Annotated in this window: 27 protein-coding genes and 1 pseudogene; all 28 read left to right on the top strand. The window is 42.2% G+C overall.

Annotated elements, in window-relative coordinates; all coding sequences use genetic code 11:
* Positions 1–22 precede the first annotated feature (22 nt).
* The 28 genes and pseudogenes from KXZ66_RS17535 (at position 23) to KXZ66_RS22850 (ending at position 21,531) form a co-directional block, all read left to right on the top strand.
* Positions 23–556, top strand: a complete 534-nt coding sequence (locus KXZ66_RS17535) for a phage terminase small subunit P27 family (RefSeq protein WP_017697674.1) — start codon at positions 23–25, stop codon at positions 554–556.
* On the top strand, positions 556–2,265 hold the full coding sequence (locus tag KXZ66_RS17530; protein ID WP_217827945.1) for a terminase large subunit: 1,710 nt from the start codon (positions 556–558) through the stop codon (positions 2,263–2,265). Before KXZ66_RS17535 ends, KXZ66_RS17530 begins: the two co-directional genes overlap by 1 nt.
* A 12-nt stretch (positions 2,266–2,277) precedes the next feature.
* Complete coding sequence (locus KXZ66_RS17525; protein WP_219144984.1) at positions 2,278–2,496, top strand: hypothetical protein; 219 nt, start codon at positions 2,278–2,280, stop codon at positions 2,494–2,496.
* A 5-nt stretch (positions 2,497–2,501) separates the two neighbouring features.
* On the top strand, positions 2,502–3,749 hold the full coding sequence (locus KXZ66_RS17520) for a phage portal protein (RefSeq protein WP_219144634.1): 1,248 nt from the start codon (positions 2,502–2,504) through the stop codon (positions 3,747–3,749).
* Positions 3,739–4,365, top strand: coding sequence for an HK97 family phage prohead protease (locus KXZ66_RS17515; RefSeq protein ID WP_219144632.1), 627 nt, complete (start codon positions 3,739–3,741; stop codon positions 4,363–4,365). The genes KXZ66_RS17520 and KXZ66_RS17515 overlap by 11 nt, the downstream gene beginning before the upstream one ends.
* Positions 4,366–4,401: 36 nt before the next feature.
* On the top strand, positions 4,402–5,604 hold the full coding sequence (locus tag KXZ66_RS17510) for a phage major capsid protein (protein ID WP_219144631.1): 1,203 nt from the start codon (positions 4,402–4,404) through the stop codon (positions 5,602–5,604).
* 15 nt (positions 5,605–5,619) lie between these two features.
* Positions 5,620–5,934: a hypothetical protein gene (locus KXZ66_RS17505; RefSeq protein WP_017696300.1), complete on the top strand. Its 315-nt coding sequence runs from the start codon at positions 5,620–5,622 to the stop codon at positions 5,932–5,934.
* Between the two features lie 28 nt (positions 5,935–5,962).
* Entirely contained in the window at positions 5,963–6,454 is a 492-nt protein-coding gene (locus tag KXZ66_RS17500) for a collagen-like protein (RefSeq protein WP_219144630.1), read from the top strand.
* 15 nt (positions 6,455–6,469) lie between these two features.
* Positions 6,470–6,817 carry a head-tail connector protein gene (locus KXZ66_RS17495; protein ID WP_088272492.1) on the top strand — a complete coding sequence of 116 codons (348 nt, stop codon included), beginning with the start codon at positions 6,470–6,472 and terminating at the stop codon, positions 6,815–6,817.
* Positions 6,750–7,121 carry a phage head closure protein gene (locus KXZ66_RS17490; RefSeq protein ID WP_088272491.1) on the top strand — a complete coding sequence of 124 codons (372 nt, stop codon included), beginning with the start codon at positions 6,750–6,752 and terminating at the stop codon, positions 7,119–7,121. Before KXZ66_RS17495 ends, KXZ66_RS17490 begins: the two co-directional genes overlap by 68 nt.
* Positions 7,114–7,497, top strand: coding sequence for an HK97-gp10 family putative phage morphogenesis protein (locus KXZ66_RS17485; protein ID WP_217827629.1), 384 nt, complete (start codon positions 7,114–7,116; stop codon positions 7,495–7,497). The genes KXZ66_RS17490 and KXZ66_RS17485 overlap by 8 nt, the downstream gene beginning before the upstream one ends.
* Positions 7,494–7,874, top strand: coding sequence for a tail completion protein gp17 (locus KXZ66_RS17480; RefSeq protein WP_213419991.1), 381 nt, complete (start codon positions 7,494–7,496; stop codon positions 7,872–7,874). The genes KXZ66_RS17485 and KXZ66_RS17480 overlap by 4 nt, the downstream gene beginning before the upstream one ends.
* Entirely contained in the window at positions 7,875–8,486 is a 612-nt protein-coding gene (locus tag KXZ66_RS17475) for a major tail protein (protein WP_017696306.1), read from the top strand. It abuts the gene before it with no gap.
* A gap of 54 nt (positions 8,487–8,540) precedes the next feature.
* The gene (gpG, locus tag KXZ66_RS17470) at positions 8,541–8,879 is read left to right on the top strand and encodes a phage tail assembly chaperone G (RefSeq protein ID WP_213419992.1); all 339 of its coding nucleotides are present in this window, start codon (positions 8,541–8,543) and stop codon (positions 8,877–8,879) included.
* 2 nt (positions 8,880–8,881) lie between these two features.
* Complete coding sequence (locus KXZ66_RS17465; protein WP_213419993.1) at positions 8,882–9,061, top strand: hypothetical protein; 180 nt, start codon at positions 8,882–8,884, stop codon at positions 9,059–9,061.
* 12 nt (positions 9,062–9,073) lie between these two features.
* Entirely contained in the window at positions 9,074–10,177 is a 1,104-nt protein-coding gene (locus KXZ66_RS22660) for a phage tail tape measure protein (protein ID WP_257475320.1), read from the top strand.
* 26 nt (positions 10,178–10,203) lie between these two features.
* Entirely contained in the window at positions 10,204–12,951 is a 2,748-nt protein-coding gene (locus KXZ66_RS17460; RefSeq protein ID WP_257475319.1) for a phage tail tape measure protein, read from the top strand.
* A complete protein-coding gene (locus tag KXZ66_RS17455; RefSeq protein WP_219144628.1) occupies positions 12,951–13,778 on the top strand; it encodes a phage tail family protein in 828 nt (275 codons plus the stop codon). The genes KXZ66_RS17460 and KXZ66_RS17455 overlap by 1 nt, the downstream gene beginning before the upstream one ends.
* A gap of 11 nt (positions 13,779–13,789) precedes the next feature.
* A complete protein-coding gene (locus tag KXZ66_RS17450) occupies positions 13,790–15,496 on the top strand; it encodes a phage tail protein (RefSeq protein WP_119996775.1) in 1,707 nt (568 codons plus the stop codon).
* A 27-nt stretch (positions 15,497–15,523) separates the two neighbouring features.
* Positions 15,524–17,428 (top strand): phage baseplate protein, encoded by a 1,905-nt coding sequence (locus KXZ66_RS17445; RefSeq protein WP_257475336.1) that lies wholly within the window; start codon positions 15,524–15,526, stop codon positions 17,426–17,428.
* A 15-nt stretch (positions 17,429–17,443) separates the two neighbouring features.
* The gene (locus tag KXZ66_RS17440) at positions 17,444–17,752 is read left to right on the top strand and encodes a hypothetical protein (protein WP_213419997.1); all 309 of its coding nucleotides are present in this window, start codon (positions 17,444–17,446) and stop codon (positions 17,750–17,752) included.
* Entirely contained in the window at positions 17,749–17,919 is a 171-nt protein-coding gene (locus KXZ66_RS17435; protein WP_182916759.1) for a hypothetical protein, read from the top strand. The genes KXZ66_RS17440 and KXZ66_RS17435 overlap by 4 nt, the downstream gene beginning before the upstream one ends.
* 12 nt (positions 17,920–17,931) lie before the next feature.
* Positions 17,932–19,515: a phage baseplate upper protein gene (locus tag KXZ66_RS17430; protein WP_219144625.1), complete on the top strand. Its 1,584-nt coding sequence runs from the start codon at positions 17,932–17,934 to the stop codon at positions 19,513–19,515.
* A gap of 12 nt (positions 19,516–19,527) precedes the next feature.
* Positions 19,528–19,896: a hypothetical protein gene (locus KXZ66_RS17425; protein ID WP_119996771.1), complete on the top strand. Its 369-nt coding sequence runs from the start codon at positions 19,528–19,530 to the stop codon at positions 19,894–19,896.
* Positions 19,896–20,072 carry an XkdX family protein gene (locus KXZ66_RS17420; protein WP_119996770.1) on the top strand — a complete coding sequence of 59 codons (177 nt, stop codon included), beginning with the start codon at positions 19,896–19,898 and terminating at the stop codon, positions 20,070–20,072. The genes KXZ66_RS17425 and KXZ66_RS17420 overlap by 1 nt, the downstream gene beginning before the upstream one ends.
* Positions 20,073–20,125: 53 nt before the next feature.
* Positions 20,126–20,548, top strand: a complete 423-nt coding sequence (locus tag KXZ66_RS17415) for a phage holin family protein (RefSeq protein WP_119996769.1) — start codon at positions 20,126–20,128, stop codon at positions 20,546–20,548.
* Positions 20,549–20,589: 41 nt separating this feature from the next.
* Positions 20,590–21,036, top strand: a pseudogene (locus KXZ66_RS22855) (N-acetylmuramoyl-L-alanine amidase family protein); the annotation flags it as partial.
* Positions 21,013–21,531, top strand: coding sequence for a PGRP and LysM peptidoglycan-binding domain-containing protein (locus KXZ66_RS22850; RefSeq protein WP_372338630.1), 519 nt, complete (start codon positions 21,013–21,015; stop codon positions 21,529–21,531). The pseudogene KXZ66_RS22855 and the gene KXZ66_RS22850, both read left to right, overlap by 24 nt.
* Positions 21,532–21,569: the final 38 nt, after the last annotated feature.

Below are 21,569 nucleotides of genomic sequence, written 5' to 3'. Positions count from 1 at the left end.
AAATTCGGAAGGAGGTGAGGGAATGGCTAGACCGCGGCAACCAGTTGACTTGCTACTGGTGAAAGGGAAGAAACACCTGACACAGCAAGAGATTGAGGAGCGTCGAGCACAGGAAATAAAGGCACCAAATGATAAAGTGAAAGCTCCGTCATATTTACCAAAAGACTTAAAAAGAGAGTTTAAAAAGATAGCGGACGAGCTGAAAAACATCGGGATTATGACCAATTTAGATGTTGATGCGCTTGCCCGTTTTTTGTTTGCCCGAAAATTATATTTGCAAGTAACAGAGCAATTGCTTGAACGGGGTCCGATGAAAACAGTGATCGTTAGAAAATTTGACGATGATGGGAATGTAATAGGAGAAGAAGAAAAGGTTGTTCCGAATGATGACTATTCTGAACTATTGATAAACCAAGACAAGTTGTTTAAACAATGCCGGCAAGCTTCAAGTGATTTAGGGCTGACCATTTCCTCTCGCTGTAAACTCGTCATCCCGAAAAAAGATGATGGGAAACCGAAGTCAAAAGAGGAAGAACGGTTCGGGGGCCGCATGTAATGCAAGAGATTACTGCCGAAATTCTCATTGAACGGGTATGGTCATACGCTGAGAAAATCCGTTCCGGTGAAATCAAGGCAAGCAAAAAGCACAGATGGGCAGTTGAACGCTTTTTCCGAGATGTTGAACGCCTCGCAGATGATGACTGTCCTTATTATTTTGACGCTGAGGCTGTTGTCGATTTTTATGAATGGGCGCGGCAATTCAGACACGTCGAGGGGATTCTTGCCGGACAGCCAATTGAACTTACAGACTTTCAGCTTTTTATAGCGGCTAATATCTACGGTTTTTATAAAAAAGAAAACGGTGCACGGCGATTTCGAAAAGTTTATATACAGCTGGCCCGGAAAAATGCGAAATCACAGTTTCTTGCTTTAGTGGCATCATACGAGATTTTTCCGACGCAAGAAAAACACCGGGTATTTATCGCCGGCTGGTCCAGAGAACAATCAGATGAGGTTTATCAAGCCATACTCGAACAGCTGCATCATGCGCCCATACTGAAAGGGAAATACTCCTCAGCCAATGGGCGAGTAAAAAAATACAAGACAAACTCCATCATTCAGCCTTTATCTCGGGAAGCCCGGAAGTTAGGGGACGGGAAAAACCCATCTATTGGGATAGTGGACGAATATCATGCTCATGAAACAAGTGAAATTTATGATGTTCTTGATAGTGGTATGGTCGCCCGTCGCAGCCCGTTAATGGCTGTTATTACGACAGCCGGCTTTCATATGGAAAGGCCGTGTTTCAGGGAATATCAATATACAAGTAAAATCCTTGATCCAGACATTGACACGGAGAATGATGATTATTTTGTTATGATCTGTGAGCTTGATCCAGAGGACGATATAAAAGACGAATCAAACTGGATTAAAGCCAATCCCATTGTTGCGACATATCCAGAAGGCATGGAGTCTTTACGGTCGGCCTTAAAAGTAGCATTGGAAGTTCCGGAGAAAATGAGAAGCTTCCTTACAAAAAATATGAATCGGTGGGTTGATCAAAAGGATAATGGCTATATGAAAATGTCAAAATGGCGGGCATGCAAAGGGGAAATTCCTGATATGCAAAGCATGGCCGTATATCTTGGACTTGATTTGTCCATGACTACGGACCTAACCTCAGTCGGATGGGTCGGCGTGCTTAATGGAATTTATTATGTGGGTCAACATTCTTTTATGCCCGAGGGGCGTGCAAAAGAAAAAATGGCGACGGATAAAGTGCCATATGATTTGTGGAGAGATATGGGATATATCACTTATACGCCCGGCGACGCTGTTGACTATCAACTTGTTGAAAAATGGATTTTAGAATTTATTTTCAAAAATCGTTTCCAACCACAGGAGACAGGATATGACAAATGGAACGCCCTGCATTTGGCTCAACGCTTGGAAGCTAAAGGGCATAATATGGTTGAGATTCCGCAAAGAATCAATCATCTATCCTTGCCAACAAAAGATTTCCGGCAAAATGTGTATGATGGCAAGATAGTTCATGGGGATGATCCAGTATTAAATTGGGCGATCAATAACGCGATCATGAAAATTGATCCGCAGGAAAATATTATGCTGGATAAAGCAAAATCGCCGCAAAGGATTGACCCTATTGCAGCTGTTATAAATGCATATGCCCGTGCAATGTACTTTGGCACCAATGGAAGAGTTGATTTGAATGAGCACTTTGGGTCCGGCAATTTTAGTTTTTAGGATGTGAGAAGTATGAAAAAGGTTAGTGCCTTTTTTGCAGCCATGTTTAACTCTAGAGTTATGAAAAGAGGGTTTTCTTTTTTCTTGTTGATATTAAATGATCTGCTATTCATCACGGGTGCAGGCTTTATCCTGACAGCTGCTTATAGATGGAATACAAACATCGGTCTTATTCTGACGGGTGTCTTTTTTATGTTTTATGCCTATCTCCTGACCAAGAAAGCGAGGTGAAATAGTTGTTAATAGATCGGATGTTTGAAAAACGGTCCGGTTCAACGGATATAGACGGTTTCAATGATTTATTTGTGAATTTATTCGGCGGCCGGAAAACAGCAAGCGGTGAAACTGTAAATGAAAGAAATTCATTGGTGCAGCCTGATGTTTTTGCATGCGTGAATGTATTATCTGATGATATTGCAAAGCTCCCGATCCATACGTTTCAAAAAACAGAAAACGGCATAGAACGTAATCCGGATCATCCCACTGCCTACGCTGTTTATGCACGTCCTAATCCTTATATGACTGCTTTTGTATGGAAAAAGTTGATGATGACGCAAGTGCTGACGTGGGGAAATGGTTACTCATATATCCAATTCGGCGAAAACGGTTATCCAAAAGCGCTGTCTCCTTTACGTCCTGAAACTACAAACGCTTATATTAGTCCGAATACCGGCATGTTGTGGTATCAAACGGTGGTCAATGGAAAGGCCGTGGAGCTGTATGATCATGAAGTGCTGCATTTTAAAGGACTCTCAACAGATGGCATACACGGGAAATCACCCATAGGGGTTGTGCGGGAACATATCGGGGCACAATCGGCAGCCACAAAATACAATGCAAAGCTGTATAAAAATGAAGCAACACCGCGCGGGATCTTGAAAGTTCCTGCTTTTTTAGATGAGAAGCCTAAAGAGAATGTTCGTAAAGAATGGAAAAGAGTAAACCAGGGCGAAAATATTGCGATCATCGACAATGGCTTAGAATATCAATCTATTTCTATGCCATTGCAAGAAGCTCAATTTGTCGAGTCTATGAAATTTAATAAAGCACAAATTTCAATGATCTATAAAGTGCCGTTGCATAAACTCAACGAATTGGATAAAGCAACTTTCTCCAATATTGAGCATCAGTCTATTGAATATGTTAGGAATACTCTGCAGCCGTGGATCGTGAATTTTGAACAAGAACTCAACGTCAAATTATTTATGGATCACAACCAAAGAAGCGGCCACTATGTAAAATTCAATGTCGACAGTGAGCTGCGGGGAGATAGCCAGTCACAGGCAGAGTATTTTAAAACAATGCATGAAACAGGAGTGCTGAATAAAAACGAAATTAGAGAGCTCATTGAACGCAATCCGATTCAACACGGTGACAAATATCTCGCCAGTTTAAATTATGTGTTCCTTGATTTCATGGAGGAATATCAGCGTCTTAAAGCTGGCGGTGCCGTGAAAGGGGGTGACATCAAGAATGAAGGATAAAGAGGTCCGGCAGTTAACAACACCCATTGAAATCCGTTCTGAGGGTGAAGGCCAAAGCGAATTTGTCGAAGGATACGCTTTGAAGTTTGAAAAATGGTCAGAGCGTCTTGGATGGTTCAAGGAGATTATCAGCAGGAATGCACTTGATTCAGCCGATCTTTCAAACGTTATTGCTCTTTTTAATCATCAGCAAGACTTCCCTTTGGCGAGAAATACTGTTTCTGGCGATGTTGGGCGTCTCGACCTTGAAATAGATGGAATAGGTCTCAAATTCAGATTTAAGCCCTCAGACACGTCATACGCGCGTGATTTAATGGAAAATGTCCGCAGCGGTGTTATCAATCAATGTTCTTTTGCTTTTTCACTCGATTATGGCGACGCAGACGCGGACGAGTGGCGGTTGAATGAAGATGAGGACATCTATGAGAGAAGAATCAATAAAATACATCGTATTTTTGATATATCTCTTGTCACAACGCCAGCGTATAGCGATACAGAGGCAGTTGTGGGCGCCCGCAGTTTGGAAAAAGTAGAGCAATTGAAGGAGAGCCGCAACGCATCAGATGAAACATTAAAAATGGAATTGGAATTACTTGACCTTGTACTCCCGGAGTAAGGTCTTTTTTTGTGTCTAAATAAGGAGGAAACCTATATGCCAATGCAAATGAGCAAAAAAGAAATTCAATTAAGACAGCAATTTACTGAAAAGAAGCAACAAGCAGACAAGGCGCTGCAGGAGGGTAAAACAGATGAGGCCCGTGCCTTGCTTGATGAAGTGAAGCAGCTCAAGAATCAAATTGAATTGATGACAGAAGGACGTTCACTTGATGTGCCTGACTTGCCGGGAGGAGTGAATTTTGTGCCGGAGCAGGAGCGGAATCCAGAAGGTAGGACAGGTGATACAGGAGCAAAAGAGGAGCGTCAAAAGATGTTCGCTCAAGCATTCATGAAGTCCCTTCGAGGCAAGCGTTTAACTGATGAGGAACGTGACTTATTTGAAAGTGAAGAGTTTCGGGCAATGTCCGGTAAAAATGAAGAAGATGGCGGCATCTTAATTCCCGAAGATATTTCTAGACTGATCAAAGAGTTAAAAAGGGAGCAAGTACATCAGTTAGAGCAATACGTGACTGTTGAGCCAGTTGCAACTCGCTCAGGAAGCCGTATGCTTGAGAAAAATAGTGATTTGACTCCGTTTGCAGTTCTTGAAGAAATGGACGAGATTCAAGAAACGGATCAGCCGAAATTCTCCAAACTCTCTTATAACATTGTGGATTATGCTGGCATCTTGCCACTTTCAAATACACTGCTTCAAGACACAGACCAAGCAATCATGACCTATGTGGCTAAATGGTTTGTGAAGAAATCAATCACAACTCGTAATGCTTTGATTTTGTCGATTCTTGATAGCTTGAAGAAAGTAGAATTTAAAGGGCTGGACGCAATTAAAAAGGCTTTAAACGTAACGCTTGATCCTGCTATTTCATCAGGCGCAATCATCATGACTAACCAAGACGGCTTTGACTATCTTGATCAGTTAAAGGATGCAGACGGCAAATATCTACTTAAAGACATCCCTTCTGAACCGACAAACAAAATGCTATTTGGCCGTCAGGTAGTGGTCATTTCAAACAAGATTCTAAAAACAAAATCAGGGAAAGCGCCTGTCATTGTCGGCGATCTAAAAGAAGCGATTGTTTTATTTGACCGCCAGCAACAATCAATTGCCTCTACTGATGTCGGGGCCGGTGCATTTGAGACAAATACAACTAAAGTGCGCGCAATTGAGCGTGAAGACGTGAAGTTGTGGGATTCTGAGGCTGTAGTGTACGGTCAATTGACGTTGCCTGCTGAGTAATAAAGGAGGGTTATCATGCGAGTAACTAAAAACTATACCACTGATGGCGGAGATCGTACCGTCATTGGCGGTGTTTTAGACATCGACGGTGGAACCGTTATGAAGGATGGTCAGGAAATTTCATTAGGCGGCGGAAATCAAACCGAAATGGGTGCAGGTAGTGTAACTCATGAAATGCTGCAGGATAAGTCAGTCCGCAGTAACAATATCGGCACCGGCAGCGTAATGGAAGAGCACTTGAATTCAGCTATCACAGAAAGAATATCAAGTTTAGAAGATAGATTGAAAGCTTTAGAGACAGCTAAAACAGAACCAGCTGCAACTGAATGAAAAATATAAAAGAAAAGGATGAGTGAAAATGGCAGAAGATTATCTTTATGAGAGTGGCGGAGTAAAAACATCATCTGAAAAGGGTGCTGACGGAAAAGCAATCACACCCGTTTATTTAAAAGAAAACAGCGAGGAAAACCCTGTGTATGTGAAAGGATTAAAAGGCGACCCGGGCCCGCAAGGACCACAGGGCCCTCAAGGTGAAAAAGGCGAAACTGGTCCTCAAGGTCCGAAAGGCGATAAGGGAGACACAGGAGAACAAGGGCCTCAAGGGGAAGCAGGGCCACAGGGGCCGAAGGGAGAAAAGGGCGATCCAGCTGTAATTGCAGACGGCTCTATTACTCACGAAATGCTGCTGGAAAAGTCGGTTCGTAGCAAAAATATTGGCACAGGAAGCGTCATGATGGATCATTTGAATGCAGAGGTGAAGGCAGTATTTGACCAGCTGCAGAAGCAAATTGATGAGCTGAAAAATGAGGTGCAGACACTTAAAGGAACAGATGAAGCGCCACAAGAATAAGGCGGTGTATCCTAAATGGATTTAGAGGCTATTAAAAACTATTTAAAGGTCGAGCATGAAGAAGATGATCGCCAGCTCTTGAGACAAATAGCTGCGGCCAAAAGCTATATCATCAATGGAATAGGCCGGTATATAGAAGGGCACCCGCAATTTGAGCTGGTACTTCAAATGCTTGTTGAACATTGGTATGAAAACAAAGGGATATATGAGTCCGGGGGCACCGGCTCGTCTATCCCTTTTACTGCTGAAAATATATTGACGCAGCTGCGTTATATATCTGTGGAGGAACAAGAAGATGAGAAAAAAGATCAGCCAACTCCGGCACAGACTGACCTTTCAAAAGAAGGAGTCAACACAGGATGAAGAGCTGAATTGGAATGAGGGATATATTGATCTATTCACTGTATGGGGATCGATAGAAGGATTTAGTTCTCTCGGGAACAATCAAACTGTTATCGCGGGAGCATTGGGAGTCAAATCACCGAAAAAGATCACAATTCGTTATCGGGATGACGTTCAACAAGATATGAGGGTTGTGAAATATGTCGGCCAAAATGAAAAGAATGAACCGGTGTTCCGCACCTTTGATGTAATAGATTTTAATGATCCTGAGGATAACAAGGAAGAGCTTGAGATCATGTGTCAGGAGGTTGGTTTGAATGGCTAATATGGACATTGACGGCCTTGATGATTTAACACAGTATTTTGAAAAAATCGGCGGAGACGTTGAAAAGGTTGAACCCGTAGCATTGAAGGCTGGTGGTGAAATTATTGCTGAACGGCAGCGCGGCCACGTTAACCGAAGTGATAAACAACAGCCTCATATGCAGGACAATATTACAGTCTCTAATGTAAGAGAATCCAAGGACGGAGAGAAATTTGTTTCTGTTGGTCCGAATAAAAAAGTCGCTTATCGTGCCAGATTTTTAGAATGGGGTACTTCAAAAATGCCGCCGCATCCCTTTATTGAAAAAGGCGGAGAAGAAGGGGAGGCAAGCGCTGTTGAGGTCATGCAGAAAATCCTTACAGCGCCGATCAAATGACTATGGACCCGGTTAGTGAATTAGTCAAAACTCTTACGTCCAGTTCTAAATTGGATGAATTAGTAACGGGCGGAATTCATAATCTTACCGCAAATGATGTGAATGCTTTTCCGAGAGTCGTATTTTATGAGCTTAAAGACGCTGATGCTGGTTATGCAGATAATAAAGCATACTGTTTTGAAGTTCGGTTTCAGATTAGTATATTCACTCAAGCAGCTACGCGGAAATTTGAAAAGCCGATTGCTAATGAAATAGATAAATTAATGCGTTCAATCGGTTATGGCCGGTATGATTCGCAACCATTATACGAAGAAGACACCAAAGTCTATCACAAAGCAATGCGATATGTGAAAGGCTATTTTAGGGAGGAAGAATAGATGGGAAAAATTTTAACCGGACTGGATATGTTCCATATCGCAGAAGTTCTGAAAGATACAAAAGATGAACTTGAGTTTTCAGTTCCAGAGGAATTACCAGGTGCAGTTAGTATGAAACTTGACCCGAAGTCTGAAACGGAAACTTTCTATGCGGATAACGGTGCGTATGCACAGTTAAGCAGCTTAGGAGACATTGACGGGGAAATGGAAGTCGCAGATTTACCCCTTGATATGCAGGCGAGGATTTTCGGGAAAACGGTTGAAAATGGCATTCATTTCTCTAGTGCAGATGACAGGCCACTAGAGATTGCGCTGGGTTTCCGTGCAAAAATTTCAACTGGTGGCTACCGTTACTATTGGGCTTTAAAAGGGAAGCCGGAATTAGTACCAGTTGAACATAAAACGGAGGAAGGAAAACCGTCGCCTCAATCTACTCAAGTGAAAATTAAATTTAGTCCACTGACCAATGTGAAAAAAGGAAAGAGAAGATGGGAAGCTAAAGCCGAAGAAGGAAACGGCATTAATGCTGATACTTGGTTCAGACAAGTTGTCTATAACAAAGATAGTTTTACTTCTGGCGGAAACGATGAAGTTGTGGACGTCGGTAAATAAGTAACCTGAGCGCTTTAAGCGCTCTTTTTTCTTGAATTAAAAGGAGGAATGAAAGTGGAGGCTTTAACAATAACTCTAAGAATTGACGGGAAAGACAAAAAATTCGTGACACCAGACTTCATTTCCGGAAAGTTGTTTCGCAGTGCTGCGGCTATTGCGGAAGACTTTGAATCTAACGATACTGACAGGCTGTTTACTGAAGAACAAAATGAATTTGTCTGTAATGTATTCGGAAATAAATTCACGCTTGATCAATTTGAAGAGGGAATCGATTCCCGATTAGCTGGAAGAACAATTTATGCTACTGCAAATTATGTTCTTGGAAACATAACAGAAGCCAGCGCTCTGTTAAATCCGAATCAGAATGCAGATGGTGAAGAACCGGGGGAGTAAGTTTGTCCGAGGCTGTCATGGATATGTACAACGCCTTGGAAGAAATCGGGTTCTCCCAAAATCAAATTGACGAAATGGACATTGTGTATCATCTCAAACGGTTAGCTAGGAGAAAAGAAACGACTGAAAATCCAAAAACTAATGAGAATGATCAAGTGTACATAGATCAAATTTTAGGATAAGGAGGTGCCCGATTGAGCAAGGACATTAAAGTCAAACTGTATTCCAATTCATCTCAGTTTAATACCGAAATGCGTGGTATTGCTGTCCAGATGAAAAATATCAAATCAGAGTTTGAGAAGAACCGTACAGCAGTTGGCGTGTGGGGGAATCAGTTAAAGACTGCCCAAGTAACAGCCCGGACTCTTAGCCAACAGCTTGAGCAGCATAAACAAAAAGTAAAAGCACTTCAAAGAGCTTATGCAGATGCAGCAATCAAAAAAGGGAAGGATGCAAAAGAGACACAATCTCTTGCCCGCCGACTGAATAATGCAACAGCTCAGATGAATAGAACGCAGCACGCTTTGAATGAAACAACTCAGAAAATCAAAGAAATGGAAAGCGCATCAAGTAGAGCTGCAGCACGTATCAGGCAGATGGGGCAGCGCATGAATTCTGTAGGCGGAACAATGCGGAATGTTGGATCATCGGTTGCAATGACATCGGGTGTGGCCTTCGGTGGCTTAGTTCTGACATTCAAAGATGCCATACAAACAGGTATGGAATTTGAAAAACAAATGAGTAAGGTACAAGCGATCTCTGGCGGAACAGCGTCAGAGGTAGCCAAATTGAAAGAGCAAGCAAAAGAGCTCGGTGCAACCACTGTCTTCACAGCAAGTCAGGCGGCGGATGCACAGGGCTTTTTAGCAATGGCCGGATTTAAAGTAAATGATATTTACGATGCAATGCCGGGGATGCTCAGTCTTGCGGCTGCTGGTCAATTGGAGCTGGGCGCGGCGGCAGATATTACGTCAAATATCATGTCTTCTTTTGCTCTGAAAGCAAAGGAATCAGGTCACGCTTCGGATGTCATTGCTTATGCAGCTGCTAACGCAAACACAAATGTAGAGCAGATGGGTGAAGCCATGAAATTCTTGGCACCTAATGCTCATTCACTTGGATGGGGCATGGAGGAATCAGCTGCCGCAATTATGGCCTTTGGTGATTCCGGTCTTCAAGGAACTTTAGCTGGACAAGCGTTTGGAACATCTTTAACCCGTCTTGCAGCGCCTTCCAGAAAAGCAGCCAAGGAAATAGAAAGATTAGGCTTTAATTTCTTGATGCTGCTGGGAATATGAAGAGCATGCCAGAAGTAGTCGCTGAGATGGAAAAAGGCATGAAGGGCATGACAAAGGAGCAACAGGCAGCTACGCTGAAAACAATTGTGGGTGCCGAGGCGTATAAACATTGGACAATTCTTCTTCAAAAAGGCTCGAAAGCCCTCGGAGATAATACAAAAGCTCTTGAAAAGTCAGACGGGGCAGCCAAAAAGATGGCGGATACCATGCTGGATAATGCACATGGTAGTATCGTAGCGTTTGAATCGGCTCTTGAAGGCGCGAAAATAAAGCTTACCGAGAGCCTGTTGCCGGCACTAGGTGATTTAGCTGATAAAGGTGCCGATATTATATCCACTTTTAACAATATGGATTCCAGCACCGTACAAACGATTGCCAAAACCGCACTTCTTGCCACAGGAGTTCTAGGCGTAACAACAGCCGTCGCAACGTTAACAGCTGGTATTGGAGCCCTCCTTGCATTCACCGGACCAATTGGTTTGGCAATTGTCGGCGGAACAGCTCTTCTCGGAGGAATCACTGTTGCTACTTATGCTTACAACGAAGAATTAAAGAATCAAAAGAAGAAGCAGGAAGAGGCACGGGAAGCTGCATTGCTATATGGTGAAGGGGTTTCTAAAGCGACTCAAAAGTCAGCAGCGGCTTATGTTGATTTGAGAGAAAAAGCTGAACTTCAATTATTTGAATTGAGCCGGGTTTCTGGTGAAGAAGCAGAAAAAATGTCTTCTAAACTTGTCACTACTTATTCTCAAATGCGGGACAGTCTAATCAAGGAACTTGAGGGATTAAAGAAAGATGCATTAGTTGTTCTCAAGGGTTTGTTTGAGGATACGGACGAGAATACCAAGAAACAAGGCGAAAAGATCACAGATAAGATGGTCGGCGCTATTGATAAGGACATGCAGGAAGCCCGCAAAAAGGTAAAAGAATTGGAGCAGTTACAAAAAGATACGGGCCTTGTTTCCTCAAAAATGAACGAATCACAAAAGGCAAAATTCAACGAGATTCTTTCATACTTCGAGCAGTCTACAAGTAAATTTGCGGCAAATCAAAAAGAAGCTATCGCTATGCAAAAAGCAGTTTCCGAGCAGCAAGGGAAACTATCATTCAAACAGGCGAAACAGTACAACGATGATATTAAGAAGGTTTATGAAGATGGACAACAAGCAGCCAAAAAGGACTTGGATTATCGGAATGATGTCATTGAAAAACTATATGCACAGGGCTATATTGATGCAGAAAAACGCAATACTTTGCTCAGTAAGAGCACAGCTGATTATGACAAGGCTTTAGCAAAAAACACAGCTGCTTATGAGAAGAATTCAAGTGCTCTCTTTTCAAAAATGTCGAGAGACGGACAACTATTAGATTTAGAGACTGGGAAAGCATTAAAGCGACAAGATGAATATGTTTCTAACTCAATGGGGATTATGGTCAAAACTGAGGAATCTGAATCCGCCTATCAAGAACGGTGGGCCAATAAACAAATTGAGTTTCTTCAAAGTTTAGGTAAGAGCAAAGAAGAGGCCATTGCTACCACACAGCAGGCACTTCAAGAGTTTTATCAAGGCGTGGGGATGACAGAAGGCGAAGCGCGGGCAGAAGCAAGCAAAGTCGTCTCGGCTGTTGAAGATGAAATGAATAAGCCGGGTAACACGCAAGCTGCCGGTCAAAAAGTGGTTCGTGACTTTGCCAGCGGCTTAAAACAAGCAAAGCCGGCTGTTGTGGGAGAAGGAACAGTTTTACAGCAGGCTTTAAATAATTCATTGAAGTCGGATACTTCTACACCTGCCCAAGCTGGTAAGTCTAAAGGGAACGCATTCAAATCAGGTTTAAATTCCACAAAAAACTCTAATGTTCAAAGTGGATCGGTCTTACGTCAGGCTGTGCTGAGTGAGCTCAACAAAGGCGGAGGACAGGCCAGTTCAGCTGGTCAGAATAAGGGGAATAAACATAAATCCGGTTTGAACTCAACGAAAGGGGCAAACACCTCTGCAGCTGGTTCTCTCAGTTCATCCGTGACCAAAACTCTTGGGAAAACCACAGATGGTGGCGGAGGTAAGAAAGCTGGGACCATGTTTTCGAGTGGAGTGAACAGCAAAAAAGGAAGTGCGAGCAGTGCAGGGAAGAATGTTTCCAACAGCGCGAAGACAGGGTTGAAAAGCGTTAAAACAAACAGTGTAGGTCAAGACTTTGTAACTGGATTTATCAATGGAATGGGATCTCTAAATGGATCACTTGTGAGTGCCGCATGGAAACTTGGGAAATCTGCACTTAGTTCATTAAAGAAATCCATTGACTCGCATTCTCCGTCAAAACTGACTCAATCAGAAGGTCATAACTTTTCTGATGGTTTTGCAATTGGGATTCAAGATAAAGCTAAAACAGTGAAGAAAAGTGCTGTTTCCATGGCTCAAAGCACAATGAGCTCATTTAAACAGGAACTTAGCCAGATGGCTTTTGACATAAAGGGCGCGGCCGATCAGCTGATTTCCATGAGATCAGAACTTGTGGTCAGAAACGAAGTAGATACACCATCTTTAAACCAAAAGCTTGATGCATTGATCACGATTTTATCCAAGGGGCTTACAAGTGATGGAGGAGGAAGCGCGGGAATGGCACAGGCTCCAATTGTCATTTATCCTGCACCTGTTCAGATAGATGGTCAGCACGTTGCAAATATCCTGTTTGAAAAAGGAGATGGGAAGATTCTTGATCAAAAGAGCGCGGACCGTTACAACCAGAGTGCCTATAAAGGTGGGGTGAGAGGCTAATGCTTGATCTATATATAGATTTTAACGATGGGAAGGGGGAGCGAGAGCTGACAAGCTTGCTCCCTCGTTTTAGTGTAAGGAGTTTTACACCCGACTCTCCAAACATTGAGCGAGAAACAACAACGATGTCGAGGATAAACGGCTTAGTCTTGCCGCAGCATCCCCGGGATGTTGTGTATAAGGAGCGAAGTATAAAAGTTGAATTTCTTCTCGATTCAATTATTGCTGAGACGTTTTACCAGAACAGGCATGAACTTTATGCCTTGTTAGTTCAGCCTTTTCCCTATTACATTTCAACGGATCTGTTTCCTAACCGTCGTTTTCTTGTTACGTGTGACGGGAATTTCTCTATCCCGAAAGATAAGCAAAAAAACCATGCAACATTCACTGTAGAGTTTACAGACATTCTTGGACTGGCTGAATCTAAATTCACATCATCTACCTCTCAAAACTTTTCCGGAGAGCATTGGAGTTCTGGCATGGGAATTTTAATGAGGGATGATCTTGAATATCACTTCAAAAACAAAAAGCGATTCAGCATTTATAATCCGGGGGATGCCATTGTAAATACTTTGCAGCATAACTACAATGTTACCTTTTGGGCGAAAGGAAAGAATGTCACAATAGTCAATCACACGAACGGTGAAAAGCTAAAGATTGAACAAGAGCTTCAACGATCTCAGAAGGTAACGTTCATCATGATTAAAGATAAACGAATTAAAACCTCTGGCCGGCTTCCGTCCTTAGATATTGGATGGAACGAGTTTGAAATACAAAACTCGAATGATTTTGAAATCAAATTTGATACCCATTTTTATTACAAGTAAGGAGGGATGATATGGCTGCAGCAGACTTTATTAAAAGCCTTGTACCCGGCGCACAAAATGTATACAAAAAATACAATGTTCTCGCCAGCCTTGTCATCGCTCAGGGGTGTCTTGAGAGTGCGTACGGTACAAGTGGACTTGCTCAAAAAGCTCATAACCTTTTCGGCATAAAAGGGACCTATAACGGTCAATATGTCTTGATGTGGACAAGTGAGCAAGACAAATATGGAAACGTTACCCGGATTCAAGCAAAGTTTAGAAAGTATCCCTCCTATGCTGAAAGCTTGGCTGATTTAGGAAGCTTGTATAACCGTCTTGATCGGTATAAGGCGGTTGTGGGTGAAAGCAATTATAAAAAAGCATGCCAAGCAGTAAAAGACGGCGGATATGCTACTGATGTGAACTATCCGAGCAAGTTAATCAGTATCATAGATAAATATAATTTGACGCAATATGACAACATTACGACGCTGCCTGACGATCCAGATGTACCAGAGAATCCAGATACACCAGTTGAGGACCCTGTATTTCCAAGTAAGGAATATGCGGGGAAAGACATTTCTTTGAATAAAAACTTGCCTTCAGATGTGGATTTCCCTCAATTATTTGTTTCGACGACGGACGGAACGGATGTTGTTGAAATAACAGGGGTTATTGTTGATTTGACAGATGACACAACGGGAAAGAAAAGCTTTACCTTTACTATTACAAAAACTCAGCAGAATGCAGCTGAATTTGATCTCTTAATAAACGACAATATCCTTTATATAGACGAGAGAAAGTTCAATCACCAGAAATACTACATTACGGATGTTGACTTGAAACAATCAAAAAACGTAATCACAAAAACGATTACCGCGAATCATATCTATTCTGTCCTTCTTGTCGAAAACCGTGTTGAGGAAACTGTCTCTAAAAAGCTAAGGCTAAAAGAGGCACTTGATATTGCGCTGAAAGGGACGGACTTCACTTATGTATTAGAAGCTCCTGAAAGTGATTTCCCGTCTGCAGAAGAGGAGAATTTCGGAGAGAAAAACAGTACAGAATTGATGGATCAGATCATAGAGGATTATGACTTAGAAATTGATGTTGATAATTATAAGATTCATGTTTACAAGAAAATGGGGCAGGAAGTAGACTTCACGCTTGATTCCCGTTATAACATGCCGGGAATTAACATTAAAACAAACTCGCAAAACTGCACGACTCGGGCGTGGGGATACGGTGCAATGGCAAAGGATAGCAACTCTACAGATAAGAAACCTAAGTATGTTTTTGAGCCTATTCTTTATGTTCATCCCGAAGAGAAAAAATTCTTGCGAGAGGGTAAACCAAGATGGGCCGATCCGATAAAAGATGAAACAATCAAAAAGCCGGGCAGCATGGTCTCAGCTTTAAAGAAACATGTCAATCCTTACCCAGAAACCACTGTAAGTGTAGACTATCAATATATCTATGAACCTAAGCTTTTATCTATTGAAAAACCTTTTTGGAAAGGTGACACAATTCATGTTTTAGCTGATACGGCCGATGGCATTACGTTTGAAGATGATGTTCGTTTAGTAACCATTCAGTATAATCCTTTGAACCCTTATAGCAGTCCTAAGCTTACATTTGCGAATTTCAGAAAGGATATTCAAGATATTGCAGTCAATCAGGCCAAGAAAATAAGAGATCAAAAACGTTATATTGATCAGTTATTGCAAACGCTCCGATAAGCGTTTTTTATTTTGCTCAAGAAAGGAGTGCTGCTGTTGTTAACGCTAAGAAAGTATTTTGGCACCATCAGAAACGCATTATATGAGGAACAGCTTGCAAATGATTTAGGAAGCATTGAAACTGCTGTGAATGGTATTGAGCGAGATGTTACGAATCATAAACGGACAGACACTGCTCATACATCCTCACAGATCGCTCATGGGGGCGGACTAACTGTCTATGAAGAAATTGAAATAGCAAAAGCGCGTATACGAAATCTTGTTTTAAATGCAGATGGAACCAATATAAAAGAAACCATAGATGCCCGTGTAGATAAAAGGGGGAAAGTCTATCCTTCTTTACGTGATCACCTCATCGCAAATGAAACTGATCTCGAAAACTTAGGTTCCATTGTTCAAAAAGAAATGGGCTTTGACTTCACAACTGTTCCCCCGGTTTATCATACAAACTTGAATTTAGCAGATAAAACGATACTGCAGTGTTTTGTTATTGATGAGTTGACTGGCGATATCTACGCCACACAGGTTGCCAGCGGAAACCAAGATAAAAGCGAAAGTTTCATCATTACACGTATGAACCAAAATGGAGTAATGCTAGATAGCATGAAGCTAGTTCACGGCGGCCACGGTACCACGATTGGACTGGAACGGGAAAACGGAAAAATGTATATCTGGTCAAACTATAATGTTGTTGATTCAAACGGAAACACTGTCGGAAACGATCTTGTACGTTTCCCTTATACTGCGGGCGCCACACTGAATGGCGGCAGCGGAGGGATCAAACGCTATAACAAATTCAACGATTACTATACAATCCCTGTCATTGATAGAGAAAATGGCTTTATTGCGTTCCGAATCAGGTTAAAAGACGATAATAGTTTAGTAGAGCTCAGGAAATTAAGTGATGTAAAAAACGGCGTAAATAAGGTTTTGGGAAAGGTGATCATTCCGAATGACTTATTCTATCTTCAAGGGTTAACAATAGACGGGTATGATTTGTACTGGTACACCGGGGACACCAATAACAAAACGTATCCATGTGAAATCACGCAATTTAGCTTTAAGGATGGCAGCTTAAAAAAACGTATCTCTTGTGATTTTGGTTATGGACCGGACGGCAAATACGAAGATGGTTTTCGTGAGCCTGAGTCCATCTTTTTATACAAGGACCCGAAGACAGGGAAGAAATCGCTATTTGCTGGCGTGGCGACGGGAGCCGTTGGAAAAAGGCTTGCCAAGGTATATGCCTATCATTCGAAAGAGAACGCAGCCAAATTCGGTATTGATTTAGCGCAAGGGTATCAAGGGTATAAACTCACTCAAAACAATGGCTATTCAAAACGGCTTCCGGACGGCTTAAAGTCATTAAAAGAATTCAGGCAACCCGGTTTTTATTATATGTTGACGACAGAAACAAAGACGCTTTCGGATCATCCAGACAGTGGTAATGCTGGATGGTGGTTGAATATTGCGCCAGCTGATCGCGCCGGATCAGTTATTCAAACGTTAACCAGAAACGCAACAGCCCGACCAATTAAAATTTTAACCCGGGTTGTTACAAATGACGGGAATGTTGGTGAGTGGTCCGAGATTTCAGCAAGTGGAAAACTACCCTGGGCAAACCTGCCTTTAAAGAATGGTGCAAAGAATCCTGACAGCAACAATCGCCTTCAATTTGCGATACAAGGAGGTTTTCTTTTTGTGAGAGGTCGAGTTACCATTCCGAAAAAAGATGGCGTTGATTTTGCGACATTGCCTGCCAGTGCCCGGCCTAAAAAGAATGCCTTTAAAAGCTGTCCTGTAGCCGGAACAACGGGAGAGCGAAAGATTGTTTTTAGGTCAAATGGAAATATCTCTGCACTAGGTCTATTTGTAAAAAACGAGTCGAATGCAACATACACCTATATTGATGAGATCATCAAGCTGGATTAAAAAGGGGTGTCTTATATGGAGAATGAGCAAATGTGGGCTTATCAATATGATGAAAACTATATTTATGATTGCCCGGTTGAAATTCAATACATTGAAGATGATGACGGAAACGTAAAGCGTGTTGTTCCGGAAAATGCAACTGAGATCAGTCCGGGCGACTTGGTGCTTGCTAAATGGACGGGAACAGAATGGGTAGAAAGTGCATCGGCTGAATACATTGAGTCGCTTGAGACAGCTGATTCAGTTGAAGAAAGCGACGGGGCAAAGGCTCTGAAAGCTGTTGCCGATATACTTGAAACAATGGTAAGGGGTGATGCTGGATGAGCAGCCCTTTTTATAATGCCATTAAGACTTGTTATCTATCAGGGTATTGGGATGGAAAAGAGGAGCTTCTTTCTATGGCAGTCGATCAAGGAAAGATTACTGAAGAGGAAATGAATGAAATCAAAAGGCTTCGGCAGGATGAAGCATCTCCTTCTATAGAGGAGTAAAGGAGGGACACTATGCCGTATAAAGATGAATCACTTACTTTTACGATCAATGGCCGGCGCAAAAGCCCAGTCCAAACAAATATTCAATATACAACTCAAGATAAAGGAACAGCAAAGCTAGCATTCCAGCTTATGAAAGACGGGGTTCCCCTACCGTTATCCGCGGCAGTGGTGAAGCTCGTTCTTTTAATGTCTGACGGCAGCCGATTTGTCCGAAATATTGAAATCACTGATAAATTGAACGGCCGGCTGACGTATGTTCTCACTGATGAAGAAATTAGACACGTTGGGATAGTTCAGGCGGAATTGGATGTTTCGTACACCAATCAACAGGCAATGTCGATCCATGAATTTTCTTTTGAGATTAAGAAGGCACTGATTGACACCGATATTTTGCCAAGCGTTGAATACTATATAGATGATTTTGAGTCCTTAAAACATAAGATCAACGAGCTTTATAACGAGACCATTCAGACCGTTGAAGAGCTGCGGAAAAAATTTGAGGATTTAGAGAACATTGAAACAAAAGAAGGGGCACAGAAAAAGGCTGATGCTGTTCAGGCTAATTTAGATACCCATAAAAATGACAAGTCCAACCCTCATGGTGTTACAAAAACTCAGGTAGGGTTGGGGAACGTAGACAACGTGCAGCAAGCAACAAAAGCAGAATTCAATACACACAATACGGATTCTACGCGTCATATCACGTCCACAGAGCGTTCAAACTGGAATGCGAAAGAAACGACAACGGGAGCACAAAACAAGGCAGATACTGCCGAAAAAAACGCAAAAACGTATACTGATCAACACATCGATAATAAAAGCAATCCCCATGGGGTGACAAAAGGTCAAGTCGGGCTTGGGAATGTTACCAATGACAAACAGGCAACAAAAACTGAATTTGATACGCATGTAAAAGATGTGACTGCTCATATATCTGAAGCAGAACGCACAAAGTGGAACGGTGCTCAGCTTTTCAAAATCACAAATGATGTTGGAGGGGTCTTGATTTCAATCGCTGATACAGACGATTTTCTGGACAGAATTGTGAAGGCAGGCAAGACGTTCGGGACATTTTATTCAACAGGAAAGCCGACAAATGCACCTTCCACTTTATCGACAAGAGGTTTTTTTCACTTCACATCCATTGATAGTAATAGTAACGGCACTTTCGGCTATGTCGTGGCTATGGATTATAAGAATAATATGTATTCAAACTATGTTGACGGCAATTTAGGCTGGTCAGGTTGGAAGCGACTTCTCACTGAAAATGATACTGACAGTGCGCCTTGGTTAAATGCAACATATAAAAATGGGGCAAAGACTGGAGATCGTCAGCTTCAATTTAAAAAAGTAGCAGGTGCCCTTCATCTTACGGGCCATATTGTGACAGATCGAGAAGTCGTTTTTGCGTCTATTCCTTCCTCCTATGCCCCGTCAAAAGGCGTGATGGAATTAATAGCTGTAAGTGGAATTACAGGAATGAGCAAATTAATTGTGTTTCCGTCAGGAGACCTTAAATTGACCGGCCTGATGGCGAACGATAGCAGCAAAGTGACCGGATACTATATAGATAAAGTGATCCCATTAAACTAAAGGAGGGGAAATATGATCTTAATTTATCCGTATAGAGAAGATGGCTTTTATGCTGGACAACCTGTAGAGCTTTTTCCCGACGCTGAAACAGGTAAGTATAATATACCGCCTAATGCTACCGATAAACCGCCTGAAAAAAACGGTTCGGGCATGTGGCTCCCTTGGTTTGACGTTGAAAAACAAGAGTGGATCGAAAAAGCTGATCAGGAATATAAAGACAGTTTGAAGGGGCCGGCAGACCCTCCATCTGCTTTAGATGAATTGAAAGCACAACACGCATTAACGACAGTGCAGCTGGCTGAATCTCAAAACTTAATAGAGTCTCAGGCAAAAATGATTTCGGACTTGTTCCTGATGATGGCCGAGGGAGGGAAAGCATAATGGATTATTGGTTTAGAAATATCAAAACCATCTATGGGTGGGGCAGACAGTATTATACAAACGCTGATGTCGCCCGTTTTGTTGTTTTAAATAGAATCACAGAAGAACAATATAAAGAAATCACCGGCCTGACCTATCCAGCCACAGAGCCGGTTGTCATAGATTTAGGAAGTTAACCAACACCCATTGAGGTGTTTTTATTTTGCCTCTAAGGAGGTGATAACAAGAAATGGAGGAAACGACTGTGTTTATTAGCTTTGATACGTTGGATTTAGCGAGAGTTTATCTGTTTGGGGGTGTAAAATATCTTGATTTAATGCTGGTGCTGAACATCATTGACATCCTTACCGGTGTGGTGAAAGCGTGGAAGTTTAAGGAGCTCCGCAGCCGAAGCGCTTGGTTCGGTTATGTCCGAAAAATGCTCAGTTTTCTGGTGGTCATTGTGGCAAATATCGTAGATACAATTCTCAGTCTTAACGGTGTCCTGACATTTGGAACCGTTCTTTTTTATATCGCCAATGAGGGGCTTTCCATTACGGAGAACCTTGCACAGATCGGCGTTAAGATTCCGGCTGCTATCACGGACCGGCTTCACGTAATCGAAAATGACAACGAACAAACAAACGAAAAGGATGAACAGGCTGCTGGATAACCCGGCGGCCTTTTCTATACACAAAAAGGAGACGATGAAACATGGTAAACATTATCCAAGACTTCATTCCGAAAAGAAATAAAAACAGACCAGCATACCCTATGAATCCTCATTATATTACAGTTCATAATACTTCGAATACTGCGAAAGGGGCGGACGCTGCCAGTCATGCTCGGTATGTTAAAAATCCGGAAACAGCAACCAGCTGGCACTTTACTGTGGATGATAAAGAGATTTATCAGCACCTTCCTTTAAATGAAAATGGCTGGCATGCAGGAGACGGAAACGGGACAGGAAACCGTAAATCAATTGGTATTGAAATCTGTGAAAATAGCGATGGGGATTTTGAAAAAGCTGTTTCAAATGCTCAATGGCTTATCAAGAAATTGATGAAAGAACAGGGGATTTCTTTTGCAAATGTCGTGCCTCATAAGCATTGGTCAGGTAAAGAGTGCCCTCGGAAGTTGCTGAACCGTTGGGATTCATTTAAAGCAGGGATCAGCGGTGCTGCATCTTCGCCGACAAAAACGGTTAAGAAAACCGCCGGAGATACCTACACAGTCAAAAAAGGCGATACTCTTTCCGAAATTGCAAAAGAGCACGGGGTGAGTGTGGCAAATCTTCAGAGCTGGAATAACATTAAAGACCCTAATAAAATCACAGTTGGCCAAAAGTTAAAGCTCACAGGCTCAAGCACTTCCAGCACTAAACCAAGCAGCAAAAAAACGTCATATGCGCTGCCTTCTGGAACCTTTAAAGTAACTAACCCTATGCGAAAAGGTGATGACGTAAGGCGGATTCAAAAAGCGTTGGCGGCTCTTTATTTCTACCCGGACAAGGGAGCGAAGAATAACGGTATTGACGGCGTGTATGGACCGAAAACAGCAAACGCGGTCAAACGGTTCCAGTCTATGTACGGGCTTACTCAAGACGGTATTTATGGTTCTAAGACTAAAGCGAAACTTGAATCACTATTGAAGTAACAAAAAAACCCCTCTCTTTTTCCGAAGGGAGGGGTATC

The sequence above is a fragment of the Bacillus sp. LJBS17 genome (assembly GCF_019334685.1).
Taxonomy (GTDB): Bacteria; Bacillota; Bacilli; order Bacillales; family Bacillaceae; genus Bacillus; species Bacillus subtilis.
The sequence above is the reverse complement of the archived record's forward strand: the minus strand, read 5'-3'. Positions and strand labels throughout refer to the sequence as shown.

Excerpts from the sequence above, each read along its gene's own strand:
- KXZ66_RS17535 (WP_017697674.1), top strand. The coding sequence starts at position 23 with ATGGCTAGACCGCGGCAACCAGTTGACTTGCTACTGGTGAAAGGGAAG.
- KXZ66_RS17530 (WP_217827945.1), top strand. The coding sequence starts at position 556 with ATGCAAGAGATTACTGCCGAAATTCTCATTGAACGGGTATGGTCATAC.
- KXZ66_RS17525 (WP_219144984.1), top strand. The coding sequence starts at position 2,278 with ATGAAAAAGGTTAGTGCCTTTTTTGCAGCCATGTTTAACTCTAGAGTT.
- KXZ66_RS17515 (WP_219144632.1), top strand. The coding sequence starts at position 3,739 with ATGAAGGATAAAGAGGTCCGGCAGTTAACAACACCCATTGAAATCCGT.
- KXZ66_RS17510 (WP_219144631.1), top strand. The coding sequence starts at position 4,402 with ATGCCAATGCAAATGAGCAAAAAAGAAATTCAATTAAGACAGCAATTT.
- KXZ66_RS17505 (WP_017696300.1), top strand. The coding sequence starts at position 5,620 with ATGCGAGTAACTAAAAACTATACCACTGATGGCGGAGATCGTACCGTC.
- KXZ66_RS17500 (WP_219144630.1), top strand. The coding sequence starts at position 5,963 with ATGGCAGAAGATTATCTTTATGAGAGTGGCGGAGTAAAAACATCATCT.
- KXZ66_RS17495 (WP_088272492.1), top strand. The coding sequence starts at position 6,470 with ATGGATTTAGAGGCTATTAAAAACTATTTAAAGGTCGAGCATGAAGAA.
- KXZ66_RS17490 (WP_088272491.1), top strand. The coding sequence starts at position 6,750 with ATGAGAAAAAAGATCAGCCAACTCCGGCACAGACTGACCTTTCAAAAG.
- KXZ66_RS17485 (WP_217827629.1), top strand. The coding sequence starts at position 7,114 with ATGGCTAATATGGACATTGACGGCCTTGATGATTTAACACAGTATTTT.
- KXZ66_RS17480 (WP_213419991.1), top strand. The coding sequence starts at position 7,494 with ATGACTATGGACCCGGTTAGTGAATTAGTCAAAACTCTTACGTCCAGT.
- KXZ66_RS17475 (WP_017696306.1), top strand. The coding sequence starts at position 7,875 with ATGGGAAAAATTTTAACCGGACTGGATATGTTCCATATCGCAGAAGTT.
- KXZ66_RS17460 (WP_257475319.1), top strand. The coding sequence starts at position 10,204 with ATGGAAAAAGGCATGAAGGGCATGACAAAGGAGCAACAGGCAGCTACG.
- KXZ66_RS17455 (WP_219144628.1), top strand. The coding sequence starts at position 12,951 with ATGCTTGATCTATATATAGATTTTAACGATGGGAAGGGGGAGCGAGAG.
- KXZ66_RS17450 (WP_119996775.1), top strand. The coding sequence starts at position 13,790 with ATGGCTGCAGCAGACTTTATTAAAAGCCTTGTACCCGGCGCACAAAAT.
- KXZ66_RS17440 (WP_213419997.1), top strand. The coding sequence starts at position 17,444 with ATGGAGAATGAGCAAATGTGGGCTTATCAATATGATGAAAACTATATT.
- KXZ66_RS17435 (WP_182916759.1), top strand. The coding sequence starts at position 17,749 with ATGAGCAGCCCTTTTTATAATGCCATTAAGACTTGTTATCTATCAGGG.
- KXZ66_RS17430 (WP_219144625.1), top strand. The coding sequence starts at position 17,932 with ATGCCGTATAAAGATGAATCACTTACTTTTACGATCAATGGCCGGCGC.
- KXZ66_RS17425 (WP_119996771.1), top strand. The coding sequence starts at position 19,528 with ATGATCTTAATTTATCCGTATAGAGAAGATGGCTTTTATGCTGGACAA.
- KXZ66_RS17420 (WP_119996770.1), top strand. The coding sequence starts at position 19,896 with ATGGATTATTGGTTTAGAAATATCAAAACCATCTATGGGTGGGGCAGA.
- KXZ66_RS17415 (WP_119996769.1), top strand. The coding sequence starts at position 20,126 with ATGGAGGAAACGACTGTGTTTATTAGCTTTGATACGTTGGATTTAGCG.